At 51.2% G+C, this 16,433-nt stretch carries 17 protein-coding genes; 12 read left to right on the top strand and 5 right to left on the bottom strand.

Annotated features, from left to right (window positions below; translation table 11 throughout):
- From B3355_RS08905 to B3355_RS08885, 5 genes are all read left to right on the top strand, one after another.
- Positions 1 to 526, top strand: a 526-nt coding sequence (locus tag B3355_RS08905) for a TonB C-terminal domain-containing protein (RefSeq protein ID WP_292782829.1), incomplete at its 5' end; no start/stop codon positions are given.
- Positions 527 to 575: 49 nt separating this feature from the next.
- Positions 576 to 2,204 (top strand): putative porin, encoded by a 1,629-nt coding sequence (locus B3355_RS08900; protein ID WP_292782826.1) that lies wholly within the window; start codon positions 576 to 578, stop codon positions 2,202 to 2,204.
- A 9-nt stretch (positions 2,205 to 2,213) separates the two neighbouring features.
- Positions 2,214 to 2,888, top strand: coding sequence for a hypothetical protein (locus B3355_RS08895; RefSeq protein ID WP_292782823.1), 675 nt, complete (start codon positions 2,214 to 2,216; stop codon positions 2,886 to 2,888).
- 46 nt (positions 2,889 to 2,934) lie between these two features.
- Positions 2,935 to 3,621: a CAAX prenyl protease-related protein gene (locus B3355_RS08890; protein ID WP_292782820.1), complete on the top strand. Its 687-nt coding sequence runs from the start codon at positions 2,935 to 2,937 to the stop codon at positions 3,619 to 3,621.
- Between the two features lie 128 nt (positions 3,622 to 3,749).
- Positions 3,750 to 4,733 carry an EpsD family peptidyl-prolyl cis-trans isomerase gene (locus B3355_RS08885; RefSeq protein WP_292782817.1) on the top strand — a complete coding sequence of 328 codons (984 nt, stop codon included), beginning with the start codon at positions 3,750 to 3,752 and terminating at the stop codon, positions 4,731 to 4,733.
- A 91-nt stretch (positions 4,734 to 4,824) separates the two neighbouring features.
- Here B3355_RS08885 and B3355_RS08880 read toward each other — a convergent pair whose 3' ends face one another.
- Genes B3355_RS08880 through B3355_RS08860 form a run of 5 tightly spaced genes read right to left on the bottom strand, consistent with a single transcriptional unit; the run spans position 4,825 to position 9,343 of the window.
- Positions 4,825 to 6,249 carry a GldG family protein gene (locus B3355_RS08880; protein WP_292782814.1) on the bottom strand — a complete coding sequence of 475 codons (1,425 nt, stop codon included), beginning with the start codon at positions 6,247 to 6,249 and terminating at the stop codon, positions 4,825 to 4,827.
- Positions 6,227 to 6,973 (bottom strand): ABC transporter permease, encoded by a 747-nt coding sequence (locus B3355_RS08875; RefSeq protein ID WP_292782813.1) that lies wholly within the window; start codon positions 6,971 to 6,973, stop codon positions 6,227 to 6,229. The genes B3355_RS08880 and B3355_RS08875 overlap by 23 nt, the downstream gene beginning before the upstream one ends.
- A 14-nt stretch (positions 6,974 to 6,987) precedes the next feature.
- A complete protein-coding gene (locus tag B3355_RS08870; RefSeq protein WP_019915176.1) occupies positions 6,988 to 7,620 on the bottom strand; it encodes a response regulator transcription factor in 633 nt (210 codons plus the stop codon).
- Between the two features lie 15 nt (positions 7,621 to 7,635).
- Positions 7,636 to 7,989, bottom strand: a complete 354-nt coding sequence (locus tag B3355_RS08865; protein ID WP_019883040.1) for a hypothetical protein — start codon at positions 7,987 to 7,989, stop codon at positions 7,636 to 7,638.
- Positions 7,976 to 9,343 carry a sensor histidine kinase gene (locus B3355_RS08860; protein ID WP_292782808.1) on the bottom strand — a complete coding sequence of 456 codons (1,368 nt, stop codon included), beginning with the start codon at positions 9,341 to 9,343 and terminating at the stop codon, positions 7,976 to 7,978. The genes B3355_RS08865 and B3355_RS08860 overlap by 14 nt, the downstream gene beginning before the upstream one ends.
- A gap of 299 nt (positions 9,344 to 9,642) precedes the next feature.
- On the opposite strand from B3355_RS08860, the gene B3355_RS08855 reads away from it, so the two are divergent.
- From B3355_RS08855 to B3355_RS08825, 7 genes are all read left to right on the top strand, one after another.
- On the top strand, positions 9,643 to 11,439 hold the full coding sequence (locus tag B3355_RS08855) for a methanol/ethanol family PQQ-dependent dehydrogenase (RefSeq protein ID WP_292782805.1): 1,797 nt from the start codon (positions 9,643 to 9,645) through the stop codon (positions 11,437 to 11,439).
- 94 nt (positions 11,440 to 11,533) lie between these two features.
- Positions 11,534 to 12,376 (top strand): methanol oxidation system protein MoxJ, encoded by an 843-nt coding sequence (gene moxJ, locus B3355_RS08850; protein WP_292782802.1) that lies wholly within the window; start codon positions 11,534 to 11,536, stop codon positions 12,374 to 12,376.
- Positions 12,377 to 12,445: 69 nt separating this feature from the next.
- A complete protein-coding gene (gene moxG / locus B3355_RS08845) occupies positions 12,446 to 13,021 on the top strand; it encodes a cytochrome c(L), periplasmic (RefSeq protein WP_292782832.1) in 576 nt (191 codons plus the stop codon).
- Positions 13,022 to 13,104: 83 nt separating this feature from the next.
- A complete protein-coding gene (locus B3355_RS08840) occupies positions 13,105 to 13,380 on the top strand; it encodes a methanol dehydrogenase [cytochrome c] subunit (protein ID WP_019883035.1) in 276 nt (91 codons plus the stop codon).
- Positions 13,381 to 13,509: 129 nt separating this feature from the next.
- Positions 13,510 to 14,529, top strand: a complete 1,020-nt coding sequence (locus tag B3355_RS08835) for an AAA family ATPase (protein WP_292782797.1) — start codon at positions 13,510 to 13,512, stop codon at positions 14,527 to 14,529.
- A 66-nt stretch (positions 14,530 to 14,595) separates the two neighbouring features.
- On the top strand, positions 14,596 to 15,507 hold the full coding sequence (locus B3355_RS08830; protein WP_292782794.1) for a DUF58 domain-containing protein: 912 nt from the start codon (positions 14,596 to 14,598) through the stop codon (positions 15,505 to 15,507).
- A complete protein-coding gene (locus B3355_RS08825) occupies positions 15,504 to 16,433 on the top strand; it encodes a hypothetical protein (protein ID WP_292782791.1) in 930 nt (309 codons plus the stop codon). The genes B3355_RS08830 and B3355_RS08825 overlap by 4 nt, the downstream gene beginning before the upstream one ends.

The raw sequence follows: 16,433 nt of genomic DNA, 5'->3' as shown, positions 1-16,433 counted from the left end.
GGATACGCCGCCCCCTCCACCGCCCCCACCGCCAAAAGAGCCACCCAAGGAAACGCCGAAAGAGCAACCTAAGGAAATCAAGGCGCCTGAGCCTAAACCGGCAGAAGCCCCGCCTGCTGAAAACCTGAAAATGGAAGGGGCGGCTGGCGATGGCCCTAGCCCGTTCCAGGCCGGAGCGGTGAACAATGAGTACAAAGGTGGCGATGTCACCACAGGCCCCAAAATTGGGGGCAAGAAAAATATGGCTGCATTTGCCTGGTTTACCAACAAGGTCGATGCGCAGATTAAAAAGGCACTTGATGCTGAAAATGGGTTGAACAAAATCAAGTACCAGGTTGATGTCAGGGTGTTCTTGAATGCGCAGGGAGATATTGATCATGCCGAACTGATTGATACCAGCGGTGACGCGGAAGTAGACGCCTTGATTCGCAAGGTGTTGAGCAGGATTCCGCCTTTGAAGGAATCTGCGCCTGAGGATATGCCAAGAAAAGTCGTCGTACGTATGGCTTCAAAAAATATGTCTTAAAAATGCGACAGGCAATGCGGTGAAAGCGCTTAGTAATTAGGGAAAGAGAATGAATATTAAAGCAAAAAACTGGATGATTCCTTTAGTGGTGGCTAGCCTGTTTGGCACACAGTCAGCAGGAGTCATTGCTGGCGAACGTGAGTCACTTGAAGAGGTGCGGGCGACTACCATGAGTTTGATTGAGTTGCTAGTGCAAGAAGGGGTGCTTTCTAAGAAAAAAGCAGATACTTTATTGCAACAGGCTCAGCAAGCCAGACAAAAAGCAAAAGAAGAGGCCGAGGCCTTAGCGGCCCAGAACCCACAGCCACTGGATCAGGCAGTATCAGGTCAGCCCAAGGCCATTCGTGTGCAATATGTGCCTGAACACGTTAAAAATGAAATGCGTGCTGAAATTGAGCAGGATGTGATGAAAAAACTCAATTACAAGGCGGGTGAACGACTAGGTATTCCTGAGTGGATAGACCGCATCGAGTGGACAGGTGCCCTCCGTTTACGTTATCAGGAGGATATGTTTAGCGATAGCAATACGATTCCGGGTACCTTGAATAACGAAGTGCAGAATATGGTCGTCAATAATACGACCGAGGACCGCCAGCGTCAGCGTGTACGTGCGTTTTTTGGGGCGAATATCCATATTAACGAGTGGCTGGATGGTGGTATTCGCTTTACCACGGGTATGTTGCAAACACCAGTCACCCCCAACCAGACCGAAGGGTTTTCCCAGGGCAAGTTTGTATTCGGGCTGGATCGCGCTTTTCTTGAAGCAAAACCATATGACTGGCTGACATTGAGTGGGGGGCGGTTTGCTAACCCATTCTTTACCGGTAACCAGGTATTTGGCACAGATTTGCTTTGGGATCCTGACCTGGCATTTGATGGTTTTGTGGCACGTGCGAACCCGGCTATTAACAGACATTGGAAATTGTTTTCCTCAGTGGGTGCATTCCCGATTGAAGAGGTCGAGAGCTCTAATACCAATAAGGCCGGTGACAAATGGTTATATGCCGCACAGGGCGGGATTGAGTGGACGGCCAGCAATGATAGCAAAGTGAAATTGGGCGTCGCTTACTACGACTTTAAAAATGTAGAAGGTCAGCGCAATCCGGTCAATGATAGCCTTCAATATGCCAGTACCGTGCCGCTATGGCGGCAAAAAGGCAACCACACCTTCAGTATTAATGATGGCACAACCAATGGTGCTTTATGTGGTTCGACGAACGGTCTATGTGGATTGGCCTCCCAGTTCCAGTTGATTAACTTCACCGGTGAGGTTGATCTGGCAGTGTTTGATCCGGTGCATGTCATCTTGCATGGTGCTTATGTGCAAAACATCGGCTTTGACGAGAAAGAAATACAGCGCCGCACTGGTAACACATACAAAAAAGAAAATGAGGGTTATGAGCTTGCGCTGATGGTAGGGCACCCCATGATCAAGAAACTGCATGATTGGCAAGTGTTTGGCGGCTACCGTCGCCTGGAGGCCGATGCCATGCTGGATGGGTTCACTGATTCGAACTTCCGTCTGGGGGGCACCGATGCCAAAGGCTTTTATGTGGGCGCGCAATATGGCGTAGGCAAAAATGCTTGGCTGTCTTCAAGATATGTCAGCGCAGACGAAATTTCTGGTTTGCCATTCTCTGTCGATACGTTCTTTGTTGACTTTAATGGCAGATTCTAAAGGAACAGCATGAAAACCATTTTGTCTCTCTTGGTCAGTGCTTGTTTGATGGGTGGCTATGCCACCCACAGCATGGCAGCCGAAAAGCAGGATAAAGCCGCCAAGCGCGCGGCCATCTTGATGCAGAAAATGAAGCAGGACCTAGAAACCGAGAAATCAGCCATGCAGACCCAGTTTGAGCAGGAGAAAAAAGGCCTGTCACAAGCATTGGGTGAGGCACAGAATTCGCAAAAAGCACATTCGGCCAAACTGCAGGGCCAGGTCAGGCGTAACCAGCAGCTAGAGTCCGATAAGCAGAAGTTAGGTCAGGAAAAAGACGCATTGTCGGCGCAGGTGCAGCAATTGCAGGCACAGTTGGCCGAGCAGGCGCAACGCCTGGAAACCACCGAGCAACAACTCAAGGTCGCGAAAGCAGATCTGGCTACTAATGATGGACAACGTAAAGGTCTGGTGACCAAAGTGAGTGCCACTCACCAGCAATTGGTAGCGTGTGAAGAAAAAAATGGCCGCTTGTATAGCTATGGCCATGACTTGGTCAATTTGTACGCGGATGCCGGGGCTTATCAGCGCTTCTTGCGCGCAGAGCCATTTTTCCAGCTCAAACGGGTAGAACTGGAAAATATTGTGCAGGGTAAGCAGACGCAGCTACTGGAAAATAAAGTTGATACAATAGCAACGCCTTGACCACTTTTTAGGCGAGGCCTGTGCTTTTTGATGATCGGCTGGCGCAATGACTGCTTTACTTGACTCTTGGTTTACCCGGCATGAGCGTGCCCGTATTTACCCGTTTGCCGGGTTTATCTTATTACTGGCGGCCGAGCCGTGGCTGGCAACGGCGTTGTCCTGGTTAGGTATAGGCGCAGAACCCACCTATTTGCTGCGCAGTGTATTGGCCTTGTGCCTGCTGTTATATTTCCGCCGCGATTACCTCGAACTGCGTGTGACACCCACGTTTAACCAAGCCTTAATCGCGCTGCTGGCTGGTTGGCTGGTCTTTCTGCTGTGGATTGCCCCTTATCCCGCCTGGCTGGGTGGGCATGGGGCGAGCCATACGGTTGCCATGCCGATGCAGAGCAGCGCCGATATTTTCTGGTTAATTTGTCGCTGGAGTGGTTCGGCATTGGTGGTGCCGTTGATCGAAGAGCTGTTCTGGCGGTCATATTTAATGCGCAGGCTGGATAGTAACGACTTTATGTCGGTCTCTCCTGCGCGCGCGACGGCTTATGCAATTGCAGTAAGTAGCGTATTATTTGCAGTGGAACATCAGCTCTGGTTAGCCGGGCTGTTGGCAGGACTGGTATATGCCTGGTTATACCGTCGTTTCCAGGTGCTCTGGGTATCAATCCTTGCCCATGTGACCACCAATGCCGTACTCGGTGTTTGGGTGGTATACACTGGTCACTGGCAATATTGGTAACAAGAGTGTGTTAGCATGTGTTTTGAAAATTTTGACAATGACCGCTAAAGACAGGCCTGAGGGAGGCCGTAATTAGTTTGGCGAACTGTCGCAACAGAACACAAAAAATACCAAAATATTAAAGGGTGATGATGAAAAAAATCGCATTAATTGTGCCAGCACTGATGCTGGTGATGGCCGGGTGCAGTAAACATGATGACGCGGCCAAAGCCGGGTCACAAGTCGTGGCCAAAGTGAATGGCAGCGAAATTACCGTGCATCAATTGAATTTTGCCTTATCCAAACTGGGTAAGCTGGATCAGTCACAAGTCAAGGCTGCTTCTGAAAAAGTATTGCAACAAATGGTCGATCTGGAGTTGCTCAAGCAGAAGTCTGTGGATGAAAAACTGGACCGTGATCCGAATGTACTGCAAGTGCTGGAAGCGACCAAACAACAGGTGCTGGCACAGGCTTACATGCAAAAGGTAGCGGCCAAGCAAGCCGCGCCATCTGCGGATGACATTAAGAAGTTTTATGATACGCATCCTGAATTGTTCAGCGAGCGTAACGTGTATGTGATTCAGGAGTTTGCAGTCAAAGATGGCAATGAACATGCCAGCGACATTGAGGCCGGGATTAGCGCCGCGAAAACGGCAGATGAGTTGGCTAAATGGTTAAAAGACAATAACTATGTGTTTAGTGCCAATGCCAGCCGTAAAGCGGCTGAGCAACTGCCTTTGGAACTGTTGAAAAAACTGAACACCTTGAAAGCGGGCGATACGCTGGTGGTGAAAAGCCCTCAGGCCTTGGTGCTGCTGTTTTTGGCCAAAGTTGACCGTCAACCGGTAGATCTGGAAAAAGCTAAACCTGTGATCCAGCAATTCCTGGTGAACTCTAATCAGCAAACGGTGATCAAGAATGAAGTGTCTGCCTTGCGCAAGGATGCTAAAGTAGAGTTCTACGGCGACTTTTCCAAACTGACCCTGGATAGCGGCGCCGCGACTGCGCCGGCAGTGCCTGTGGCGCCTGCTGAGGCAAAACCGGAATCAGCCGTGGCTTCGCCAGTGTCTGAGACGACTGAGCAGCCAACACATCATAATCAAGCGATTGAAAAAGGATTATCTGGCCTGTAATTCAGCGAGCAACCTTGCGAAAACCCCGGCTTGCCGGGGTTTTTTATTGGGTACGAGTTTTATCTACGCGCAAAATGGGATGGCAATGGTTTTAATGTTGCTGTTTTCTACGCCAGCGCAACCAGCCTGCACACAGCAACAGGGCTGGCAAGCCAAATTGAAAGCTATTAAATAACAAGATCAGCCAGGTCTGAGTCGATGGCAGGGCAATCACGCTATCTCTTAATGGGGTGACCGGCAAACTGATGCTAGGCTGATTATTGACCACCCATTGCAGGCTTTGCATACTGAGCGCCAGATTGCCACCGCGCTGTAACTGACTGTTGCTAAAAAACTGCCGGCTGCCGATGACCAGAATACGTTGATGCTCGCCCGTGGCCTGTTCTTTTTCTAAGGCCAGCATCACCGTGGCAGGCCCCTGCATATCTGTGTCAGCATTAAACGCAGGCAGCGCTGTTGACTGCCCAGGGCGATAACTTGCGCTGACCCAGCCATGCTCTGCCGCCGCAACCAGTGGTAGCGTACGCCATGTATCATTTGGCTGGCGCATGCGCTGGATGGCATGTGCCTCCTCAAAAAAGGTGCGCAGGGCAAACTCCTGGGTCGGGCCTTGTGCGGCATAGCGCTGTGTACTCAAGGCCTGAAGCGGTATATCGAACTGGCGATTGGCTGGGTCTATGACCATGCCCGGGCTGATATCGAGGCCTAACCCTTCAGCCAGCGCTTGCAGGCCTTGTGTGTGTGCTGAGTCGACCAGCCAGACCAGGTTGCCACCCTGGGTAAGATGGGCTTTGATGGCGGCTGCCTGGGCGGGTGTATAAGCCTGTGTGGCGCCTGCCAGCACCAGGGTGGGTAATGGTTTGCTTTTACTCGCGACATAAGTCAGCGATGTGCTCGCCATTACCTGTAAACCGGCTGCTTGCATGGCTTGTGCCAGCTGGCTGCCACCACTGGCAGAGGTGTTGTCCAGTGCGGGTTCACCCTGTCCGCTGGCAAATAATAGTGGCGCGCGTTCACCATGCTGTAGTTGTAGCAATACATTGGTAAACGCTTCTTCGGTGTATGGCAAATACATGCGCTTTTCTTGGCCGCGATAGCGGATGATCATTTCGCCTTCTTTTTTGATCTGCTGCTCGCGTGCCAGGGTCGGTGAGGTGGTTGGGTCAATAAATTGCACACGTAAGTCTGCATGCAGGTATTGATAACGCTGCAGCAGCGAGGTGATCGACTTTCTGAAATAACGCCCTTTGTAAGGGCTATTACTGCAAAAAGCGGTGATTTCGATGGTGCCTGGTAAATGTTGCAGCACCTGGATACTGGCTGCAGATAAGGTGTTGCGGTGATTGTGCGTCGTATCCGCCATGATATGGAACTGCCAGGCGAGCACGCCCAGTGCTAGCGTGAGCAGCAGCAAGGCAGGCACCGCCAGGCGGTGTTGCCACCAGTGTGCTGCACTCGCCAGCCAGTGTTTGATTGAGGCGCGTTGCCGGAGGTTAGCCATAAAGTCGGTCAGCATGTAAACGGCGGATAGAAAGCAGCACAAAAAACAGTGCGAACAGCACGAAAAATAATATGTCGTAGCTGTTGAGTATGCCCAATGAGAATTGGCGGTAGTGCTGCATCAGGGATAGGTCATGAAATAGCGCCTGGCGATTGTCACTAAAAAACTTGTCCATAAGCAAACAGACGGAGAGGGCTGTCATGCTGCAAAATGCCGCCAGGATCGGATTCGCCGTCAGGCAGGACACATATAGCCCCAATGCACTGCTGGCTACCACCAGCAACCATAAACCCAGTGCGTGCGTGAGTAAGTAGGGCAGGTCAATTTCTGCCCAGGGTAACAGCATGGCAATCATGAGCACCATGCTGATAATCAGTATGCTGAGATAGGTGACGATACCCAGCAGTTTGCCCAAAATAAGTTCACTCATGCTCAACGGTGCGCTCATCAGCAAGGCCATGGTCTGGTTTTTGCGCTCTTCACTAATGAGTTTCATCGATACCAGTGGTACCACAAACAGCATTAATATTGAGGCAACGCCAAACACACCTTCTGCCATAAACTGGGTGATGCCGATACGCTGCACTTGCCATTGTGCACTGCGCATGATTTCAAAATACTGGTTAAAACTCAGGCTGTAATAGGTGCCGACAATGGCCTGGAAAATGGCCAGAATCAGCCAGCCCATGGGGGTGGCAAACAGGCTGCGGAGTTCTTTGCGGGCAATAATCAGAATCATGGCGAATGACCTGATTACAGGCCTTTGATAATGCCGAAGCGCACGGCGATATGCACCACCTGGCCGGTGGTTTCCACCCCCAGTTTTTGCCGTACGCTGGTCTGGATATTGGCCACTGTTTTATAGCCGATATGCATGCCCTTGGCGATGGCTGCCAGTGCCTCGCCCTGGGCGATGCGGCGAAAGACTTCAAATTCGCGCGGGGATAATTTCTGGATCGGATTTTCCTGACTTTCCAGGTGATACATGGACAAACTCTGCGCTAGCTCGTTATTGATATAACGTCCGCCTTTGAGGATCTTCTGTACCGCTTCCAGCACCACTTCTGGCGGTTCGGTTTTGGTCACGTAACCACGTGCACCAGCCTGGATGGCGCGCGTGGCGTAGATGCAGTCATCATGCATGCTGAAAATCAGCACCCGCATTTGCGGTTTGCGATGCAAAATGCGCTTTAGGGTTTCCAGGCCACCGATGCCTGGCATATCCAGGTCCAGAATCAGCAGGTCAGGGTGATTCTTTTCTACCAGCAGGCAGGCCTCTTCACCACTTAGCGCATCCGCAGAAACCTGGTGGTTTGCCTGTTCCAGCATGGTGCGCAAGCCTTGCCTGAGCATGGCATGGTCATCCGCGATCATTACTTTTGCCATGGGTCTGCGTGCGCCTTATTTTTTATTGGCAAAGGTGATGTTCACACATTTGTCGTTGGCAAAGGTGAGCTCGGCAGTATTGAAAAACTTGTTTGGCGCATATTGAATCTTGCCGCGGTAATACCACATCTCAATCTGTTCGCCAGCACCAGGGGCTGCTTGCTGTTGTTGTTGCAAAATCTGGTCTGCGTTGTGTGGTTTCACTGCCATTTCTTTTTTGACCGGTTTGCCTAGTTGCTCTTCTACAAACTGGCGCGACTGGCCACTATAGGCCTGCAAAAAAGGTTGTTCTTCTGTTTGCAGATCTTTTGCAGACAATGCCAGCGGCATCATCAGTGCAATCAGACTTAGCCATTTAAGGGGTTGCATAGTCGTTTACTCCCGGGTTTGACAATAAGGATGCAGCAGGGCGTACCTGCTTGCTGGTGTTGAGTGGCAGCAGGCCGGTAATCAGGGTGCCAGCCTGTAAGCCGCTCATGAGTTTGAAACTGCCTTGCAGCGACTCGATACGCTCGCGCATGCCGACCAGGCCGACACCTTCGGTTGCCTGCGTGGTATCCATGCCTTTGCCGTTATCACGGATTTCGATTTGCAGCATGGCTTTGTCCTGGCGCTTGATGATATGGATATCTATCCACACTTCACTGGCATGGGCGTGGCGTGCAATATTGGTCAGCGCTTCCTGCACAACGCGGAAAGCAACAATATTGGTGTCTTCGTTCAATGTCTGTTCGCTGGTATCCAGTGTGAGGTGGCAGTCGACGGACGGATTGAGTTTCTTCCAGTCATTGACCAGGCGCTCAACGGCGCCAATCAGGCCTAACGAATCAAGTGCCGGTGGTCGTAAATGCTTAATCAGCGCACGTATGGACTGCTGCACATGCTGGGTATTGGAGGCAATCCTCACTGCAATCACATGGGCCTGATCAGGATTACTTTTTTGCAAGGTCAGTGCATCCATGCGAATCGCCGTCAAATATTGACCCGTTTCGTCATGAATCTCGCTGGCAATATATTTACGCTCCTGCTCTTGCATCTGCATGGCATGGCGCGCCAGCACGCGGTTTTCTTTCAAGGTGCGTTCAAGGTCAAGTTCCACCAGGCATTGCTCGGTCATGTCGACCAGGTAACCGTGAATTTGTGCCGGTTTGCGCTCTGCTGCCGGCACATAGACAAAGCGCGCGCCCACATAGCAGGGCAGGCCATCTGGTCGCCGGATTTGCAGCTTGTTGAAATTGAGTTCCTGGTGGTATTGCAGTTGCGATACAAAGGTTGGCCAATCAAATGAAAACAGTACGCAGGCGTTTTTGTCATCATTCATCGGGCGGCAGATACGGTCAAATGCACGATTGTGCATGCCGATATTGCCATCAATGTCTAGCACCACATTGCCGGTCAGGTCGCCATCGAACAGCGTTTTATATAGTTGCTGGCTGCTGCTTAATTGGGCTTCTGTGTGTTTTCTGCGCTGGATTTCAGCATGAATTTCCCGCATGCGGCGCTGGCTGAACCAGACGCTCAACAGCACAAACACAAACAAGGTGAGCGGGACCTCGTCCAGTTGCGCATATTCATAGGTCAGTAACCAGGCATTGACGCGCTCGGCCAGGTCGAATTCAGATGCACAGACAAACGTCAGCAGCACGCCCGTCATCACAATGAGCGTGTCCTGGCTGGCCCGGCTTAATTTGCCGAGTTTGTGTAGAGCAGTAATAACTGGCATAGATCGTTGATAAGAATGCATGACTGAGTGACCAAACGCTGTGAAGCTATATGGCGGTAGCCAACTTGCTCCCGCCTTGTGTGAACCTGCGCCACTATAGACCACATCTCAATCAACTGCCCCGTGAAAAATTCCCTTATATGGCTGGTCTGCATGAATGAATTGTTGAAGCAATGATAGGGAATCATTCATCTATTGCCTTTGTTACAAATTATTAACAATTCAGGTCGTGCAGTGCGGCATTCGGGGGGATGTCGCAACACCACGTGAAACTCATTCTTGAGAGATTAGGAGATAGTATGAAAGTAACATCATCTAGTGCCATTTTAGGCGCTTTGGTCGGGGGCTTGTTTGCAAGCTTTTCTGGCCTGGCCATGGCAGATGCAGACTTGGACAAGCAGGTCAACACACCTGGCGCCTGGCCGATCGCAACTGGTGGCTATTATAGCCAGCACAACAGCCCATTGGCTCAAATCAACAAATCCAACGTAAAAAATGTGAAAGCTGCGTGGTCATTCTCCACCGGTGTACTGAATGGTCACGAAGGTGCGCCATTGGTCATTGGTGACATGATGTACATCCACTCTGCTTTCCCAAACAATACATACGCCCTGAACCTGAACGATCCAGGCAAAATTGTCTGGCAACACAAGCCTAAGCAAGATGCTTCTACTAAAGCAGTGATGTGCTGTGACGTGGTTGACCGCGGCTTGGCATACGGCGCTGGTCAAATTATTAAGAAACAGGCCAATGGCCATTTGCTGGCTTTGGATGCAAAAACCGGTAAAACCAACTGGGAAGTGGAAGTATGTGATCCAAAAGTGGGTTCTACACTGACACAAGCGCCTTTCGTGGCTAAAGACACTATCCTGATGGGTTGTTCAGGTGCCGAGCTGGGTGTACGTGGCGCGGTAAACGCCTTCGACCTGAAAACAGGTGAGTTGAAATGGCGTGCATTCGCAACCGGTTCTGATGACTCTGTGCGTCTGGCTAAAGACTTCAACAAAGACAATCCACATTACGGTCAATTCGGCCTGGGTACAAAAACCTGGGAAGGCGATGCCTGGAAAATTGGTGGCGGTACAAACTGGGGTTGGTATGCATACGATCCTAAATTGAACCTGTTCTACTACGGTTCAGGCAACCCGGCACCATGGAACGAAACCATGCGTCCTGGCGACAACAAGTGGACCATGACTATCTGGGGTCGCGATCTGGACACCGGTATGGCGAAATGGGGTTACCAGAAAACGCCTCACGATGAGTGGGACTTTGCTGGTGTGAACCAGATGGTACTGACCGACCAGCCAGTCAATGGCAAAGTGACGCCATTGCTGAGCCACATCGACCGTAACGGTATCCTGTACACACTGAACCGTGAAAACGGCAGCCTGATCGTCGCTGAAAAAGTCGACCCTGCTGTAAACGTGTTCAAAAAAGTGGATCTGAAAACCGGTACACCAGTACGTGATCCTGAGTTTGCAACCCGCATGGACCACAAAGGGACCAACATTTGCCCATCAGCGATGGGTTTCCACAACCAGGGTGTTGACTCTTACGATCCGGAAAGCCGTACTTTGTACGCTGGTCTGAACCACATTTGTATGGATTGGGAGCCGTTCATGCTGCCATACCGTGCAGGTCAGTTCTTCGTTGGTGCAACGCTGGCGATGTACCCAGGACCTAACGGCCCAACCAAGAAAGAAATGGGTCAGATCCGTGCTTTCGACTTGACGACAGGTAAGGCGAAATGGACCAAGTGGGAGAAATTCGCGGCTTGGGGCGGTACTTTGTACACCAAAGGCGGCTTGGTATGGTACGCAACACTTGATGGTTACCTGAAAGCTTTGGATAACAAAGACGGTAAAGAGTTGTGGAACTTCAAGATGCCATCCGGTGGTATCGGATCTCCTATGACTTACTCCTTCAAGGGTAAACAGTACGTTGGCAGCATGTACGGTGTAGGCGGCTGGCCAGGTGTTGGTCTGGTGTTTGACCTGACAGACCCTAGCGCTGGTTTGGGTGCGGTTGGTGCGTTCAAAGAACTGCAAAACCACACACAAATGGGCGGTGGCCTGATGGTGTTTAGCCTGTAATTCATACAGTAAACCTGTTGATGTAGTGTGCAGGATGGCCGTCAGACGCAAGGATGGCCGGTCATCCTGTTCTCTCTAATGGAGAAGAGAACAAATGTTTGCTGAAGTTAAAAAGAATAGTCGTACCTGGTTGAGCGTCTGCTTGTCCTTGACCCTGAGTGTGTTTGCATTGCCCGCACTCGCTGCCGATGCACTGAATATCTGTGCCGGTAAATCCGAATTACCTTTTTCCAATGACCAGAAACAAGGCTTTGAAAACAAGATCGCTGCTGTCATTGGCAAAACACTGAATGTCCCCGTCAATTATTTCTGGTGGACCAACCCGTTAACCCTGCAAAAGGACATGGAAGAAGGCAAATGTGATGTGCTGATTGGCACTGACCCGAATGATCCGCGTGTGCTGGTGACCAAGCCTTATTACCGTTCTTCTTACGTGTTTGTCACCCGTGTAGATCGCGAAATCGACGTCACTTCCTGGGATCATCCTTACCTCAAGGAAAAGAATTTCCGTATTGGCGTCATGCCGGATAGCCCTGGTAAGAACATGTTGCTGCAAATCAACCGCTTTGATGACATGTTTGATTACTTCACTGAAATCCAGAATTTCCAGTCAACACGTAATCGCTATGTGCATGTTGAACCTTCACGCTTGGTCAATGATGTCGCCAACATGCATCTGCATATGGCCATGCTGTGGGCGCCGGAAGCCGCGCGTTATGTACGTGCCTCTGAAGTGCCATTGAAAATGGTGATGGTGGAAGACAACGCCAAAAAAACCAATGGTGAAAAAATCCCCATGCATTACGACGTGGTCATGGGCGTGAGCAAAAAACGCCCTGAGCTGGTACAGGCCCTGAATGGCGTCATTGAAAAACACGGGACGGAAATCACCGCCATTCTCAAAGAGGAAGGTATTCCTCTGCTGAACCTTCAGTAAATCACAATCTTGATTAATTAGTTTTTGGAGTTTGAATTGAAAGAATCTCAACAATCTCAATCGCAGGCCATGCCGTTGCGCCGCGTGAAACAACAGCTGGCGATGGCGTTTGGACTCTCTGGCTTGGTCATGGCGACTTTCTTTACCGTGGCGTGCGCCAAGGATGACACCTCTGCGCAAACCCAGGGTGCCAGCAAAACTGCGCCAGCGAAAGTGGTACTGAAGGATGGCCCGGCGATCGAGTTCCGCGGCACACTGTCCGGCGATGTGCTGGACCTTGCGCCGATGGAAGATGAAACCTTCACGCCTGAAGCCAAGCATTTCATGGCAACCGGCGAAAACCCGTACCGTGGCAATGAGGAAGAAATTAAAAAAGGCTACACCATTTTCTCTACCGCCTGTTCCGGCTGCCACGGTCACTTGGCTGAAGGCAAGTTGGGACCAGCACTGGCTGATGATTACTGGACCTACCCTAAGAATGAAACCGATAAAGGTATTTTTGAAACCATTTATGGCGGTGCTGCCGGCATGATGGGGCCGCAACAGGGCCGTATGACTGTTGATGAAATCCTGCATGTGATCGCCTGGATTCGTCATCAGGCCGAAGAAAACCTTAAAAACGGTGGCGCTGCGCCGCACGGTTAAACCCATTATCGGATTGTTAGGCTGGTGGGCAATCCGTTAATCGAAAACAATACACCAGCTAATTTATGATTAAGGAGAAAGTGATGAAACACGTATTGGCATTACTGGCTGTTGCCAGTGTGTTTGCGGTGTCAAATCAGGCGCTGGCTTACGACGGTCAAAGTTGTAAAGAGCCAGGAAACTGCTGGGAAGCCAAACCTGGCTATCCGGAAAAAATTGCGGGTTCCAAATATGACCCGAAACATGATCCGGTAGAGCTCAACAAGCAAGAGGAATCCATCAAATTGATGGATGCACGCAACGCAAAACGCATTGCGAATGCCAAATCCAGCGGTAATTTCGTGTTTGACGTGAAGTAATCTTAATTCCCCCCTAGGAAACTGGCATCGTTTCCGGTGTCAGTTTCGCCCCCTCAATGCATGTGGCAAACCGGTGTCGATTGTATGCAGTCGACAGTGGCCTGTTTCATTCTGAATCATGGATGGTGTATGGAAAATAAAATCGAATTAGCCGCCTGGCGTGAGCGCGCCCTAGCATTTGAACAGGCCATTAACACCGTGGTGGTGGGCATGCCGGAGCAAACGCGCGCACTGACCATTGCGATTTTTTCACGTGGGCACGTGTTGCTGGAAGGCGATGTCGGCGTAGGTAAAACCACGCTGTTACGCGCAGCAGCCCAACTATTGGGTGGCGGTTATCAGCGGATAGAAGGCGCCATTGATTTGATGCCTAGCGATTTTCTTTACCATGCTTATATCAATGAGCAAGGCCAGGCGGCGGTTAAACCTGGCCCGTTATTGCAGCACGATGAAGCCCTGGCGGTATTTTTCTTTAACGAAATCAACCGCGCCCGTCCGCAGGCACATGCCCTGTTTTTACGCTTGATGGCTGAACGTTCAGTCAATGCATTCAACCGCGAATACCGTTTCCCGCACCTGACGGTGTTTGCCGACCGCAACCGGCTGGAACGTGAAGAAACCTTTGAAATCCCTGCCGCCGCACGTGATCGCTTCTTGATGGAAATCTCGGTGCAGGCGCCGGATGCGCGTGACCTGCAGCGGGCATTGATGTTTGATACTCGTTTTTATGATGTGGATGCGCTGATTGCGACACTGCCCGCCGGATTAACGCCTTACGACCAGTTAAACCTGGTCGCGGAAACCATACAGAATTCAGTCCGGGCCGAAATCGCATTGCAGGAGTATGCCGTTGATTTATGGCGTGCGCTAAAAGACCCGGTAGCAGCCGGCATCCAATTACCCGATGTCGATATGTCACGCTTGCTGGCTGGCGGTGCCAGCCCGCGCGGTACCGCCATGCTCATGCGCAGTGCGCGTACCCGTGCCTGGATAGAAGGCCGTGATTATTTAACGCCGGACGATATCCGTGCCGTGTGGCCATTTGTCATGACGCATCGCGTATTCTTCAATGGCGCTTATGCCTTGCAACACGCACGACTGGCGCCACTGTTATTGCAAGCGGTTCTGGACAAGGTGTCTGCCCCTTAAGTCTGGCGGCAGTCTGTTTTTATCTTTATGGCTATCCTGTCAGTACCCACGGCGAATGCTTCCGAGATGAGTCCATCATCGTCGCAGTTGCAGGCTGCGTTTGAGCCAAGCCAGTTTTTTTACAATATCAACTGGCGCTCCAAGTCATACCACGCCGGGGCAACGCTCACTACGCACCATGGCAATGGCAGTGACTTTGCCGGGTTTGCCTCGTTGCTAGCGTGCCCTGACCCGAAACGCATCGATATCCGCGCCAGCGTGCGCACTGTACCCAGGCAATGGCTGGTGAGAACCTATCTGGAACGCGCTGCTGTAAGGGTCTATGCGATTATCGATGTCTCCAGCTCCATGTTTTTCCAGGGCGAGGCCAATATGCGCCAGCAGGTGACCGAGTTTGTCTCTTCACTGGCCTGGTCTGCCAACCGGCAAGGTGATGCGTTTGGCATGCGCGCGGCGGATGATCACGAACAACTGGCATTGCAAGTATTGCCCAGTTTTCAACCAGGCACAGCGCAGGCCGTGGCACAACAAATCACACGTTACTGGCAGCAGGCAGAAACAATGAGTCGTGCTGATGGCCGCAGTGCCAACGCTATCCCGGAAACGCTCATGTCGCTAGGTTCGCAACGCGCGCTGGTTTTCCTGTTGTCTGACTTTTACTGGCCGGATGCCTTGTTGCAACAGACCCTGCAAGCTGGACAGCATCACGATGTGATTCCGGTTGTTCTACGCGACCGTACCGCGACAGCGGGTTTACCCAGCTTTGGCTGGGCACGCCTGCGCGATATGGAAACCGGTGAAGAACGCAGCTGGATGTTGAGGCGTAAGTTGCACCAGCAGATCGCTGACCATGCAAAACAGCAAAAAAAGTCACTCAATGCACGATTTTTAACCGCGGGTACGCGCGCTCCCTTGTGGTTAAACCCGGGCTGGCGAGCAGAAGAAGTGAGTCGTCATTTGATGGAGAGCATGTCATGACTATGGGATTGCATGCAATGCATGGGCAAAAACATAAAAGGTTGTTGAAACTGGTAGGTAGCCTGCTGTGGCTGGCTGTGATGCAATCATCATATGCGAACGATGCTAATTTTAAGCCACGCGCCGAAAGCCATACTCGTGAAGCCGATTACACCCTGGGCAGTATTGCTCGGCAACATATTAAGCTGCATGTGCCGCCAGGCTTTGAACTGGATCCTGCCAGTCTACCAGCGCCAGCACAAAATGAAGCCATAGAACTCAGGAAAGCACACTGGACTAACAGTGACAGCAAAGCTGAACGCCTGATCCAACTCGATATCGACTGGCAGATATTTGTGGCAGGTGACACGGTGAAAACCTTGCCGCTGAAAAACCTGCACCTGCAATTTAAACGCGACCAGCAACGCCTGACGATAGATATACCTGCTGACAAAGTCATTGTTTCCAGCCTGCTGCCAGCGCGTATTGATGCCGAGCACGTCAAACTTTACCCGGATGCGCCATTGCCCGAGTGGCCGCTCTCCACTCAACTGTGGCAGCTGGCTGCTTGGTTTCTTCTGTTAGGTTCAGGCCTGGTTTACTTTGCCTGGTATCTGGGCTGGATCCAGTTTCCGCAGGAAAAACGCATGCCGTTCAGGCAGGCGTGGCATGGTATCCGTCGGTTCAAGCAAGACCAGGATGAAACGCGTATGCAGGCCATGCGCCTGATTAGTCGCGCAGTCGATCAATTTGCCGGTTACGCCGTCACCGCAGAAAATTTGCCCAGGCTGCTGGCCAGTCAATCAGCCATCACACCTTATCGCGACAAATTGCAGGATTTTTACCACAATGTTCAGCAAACTTTTTTTGCCGGTCAACCAGTGTCTTTGTCACTGAGTGAGTTGAAACAGCTCGCCAAAACCTTAAGCCAGGTGGAGATTTCCTGA

The organism is Methylophilus sp. UBA6697 (genome assembly GCF_002454655.1).
In the GTDB taxonomy this organism is placed as follows: domain Bacteria; phylum Pseudomonadota; class Gammaproteobacteria; order Burkholderiales; family Methylophilaceae; genus Methylophilus.
This window is presented reverse-complemented; position numbering and strand designations above follow the sequence as displayed.

Excerpts from the sequence above, each read along its gene's own strand:
- B3355_RS08900 (WP_292782826.1), top strand. The coding sequence starts at position 576 with ATGAATATTAAAGCAAAAAACTGGATGATTCCTTTAGTGGTGGCTAGC.
- B3355_RS08895 (WP_292782823.1), top strand. The coding sequence starts at position 2,214 with ATGAAAACCATTTTGTCTCTCTTGGTCAGTGCTTGTTTGATGGGTGGC.
- B3355_RS08890 (WP_292782820.1), top strand. The coding sequence starts at position 2,935 with ATGACTGCTTTACTTGACTCTTGGTTTACCCGGCATGAGCGTGCCCGT.
- B3355_RS08885 (WP_292782817.1), top strand. The coding sequence starts at position 3,750 with ATGATGAAAAAAATCGCATTAATTGTGCCAGCACTGATGCTGGTGATG.
- B3355_RS08880 (WP_292782814.1), bottom strand. The coding sequence starts at position 6,249 with ATGCTGACCGACTTTATGGCTAACCTCCGGCAACGCGCCTCAATCAAA.
- B3355_RS08875 (WP_292782813.1), bottom strand. The coding sequence starts at position 6,973 with ATGATTCTGATTATTGCCCGCAAAGAACTCCGCAGCCTGTTTGCCACC.
- B3355_RS08870 (WP_019915176.1), bottom strand. The coding sequence starts at position 7,620 with ATGGCAAAAGTAATGATCGCGGATGACCATGCCATGCTCAGGCAAGGC.
- B3355_RS08865 (WP_019883040.1), bottom strand. The coding sequence starts at position 7,989 with ATGCAACCCCTTAAATGGCTAAGTCTGATTGCACTGATGATGCCGCTG.
- B3355_RS08860 (WP_292782808.1), bottom strand. The coding sequence starts at position 9,343 with ATGCCAGTTATTACTGCTCTACACAAACTCGGCAAATTAAGCCGGGCC.
- B3355_RS08855 (WP_292782805.1), top strand. The coding sequence starts at position 9,643 with ATGAAAGTAACATCATCTAGTGCCATTTTAGGCGCTTTGGTCGGGGGC.
- moxJ (WP_292782802.1), top strand. The coding sequence starts at position 11,534 with ATGTTTGCTGAAGTTAAAAAGAATAGTCGTACCTGGTTGAGCGTCTGC.
- moxG (WP_292782832.1), top strand. The coding sequence starts at position 12,446 with ATGCCGTTGCGCCGCGTGAAACAACAGCTGGCGATGGCGTTTGGACTC.
- B3355_RS08840 (WP_019883035.1), top strand. The coding sequence starts at position 13,105 with ATGAAACACGTATTGGCATTACTGGCTGTTGCCAGTGTGTTTGCGGTG.
- B3355_RS08835 (WP_292782797.1), top strand. The coding sequence starts at position 13,510 with ATGGAAAATAAAATCGAATTAGCCGCCTGGCGTGAGCGCGCCCTAGCA.
- B3355_RS08830 (WP_292782794.1), top strand. The coding sequence starts at position 14,596 with ATGAGTCCATCATCGTCGCAGTTGCAGGCTGCGTTTGAGCCAAGCCAG.
- B3355_RS08825 (WP_292782791.1), top strand. The coding sequence starts at position 15,504 with ATGACTATGGGATTGCATGCAATGCATGGGCAAAAACATAAAAGGTTG.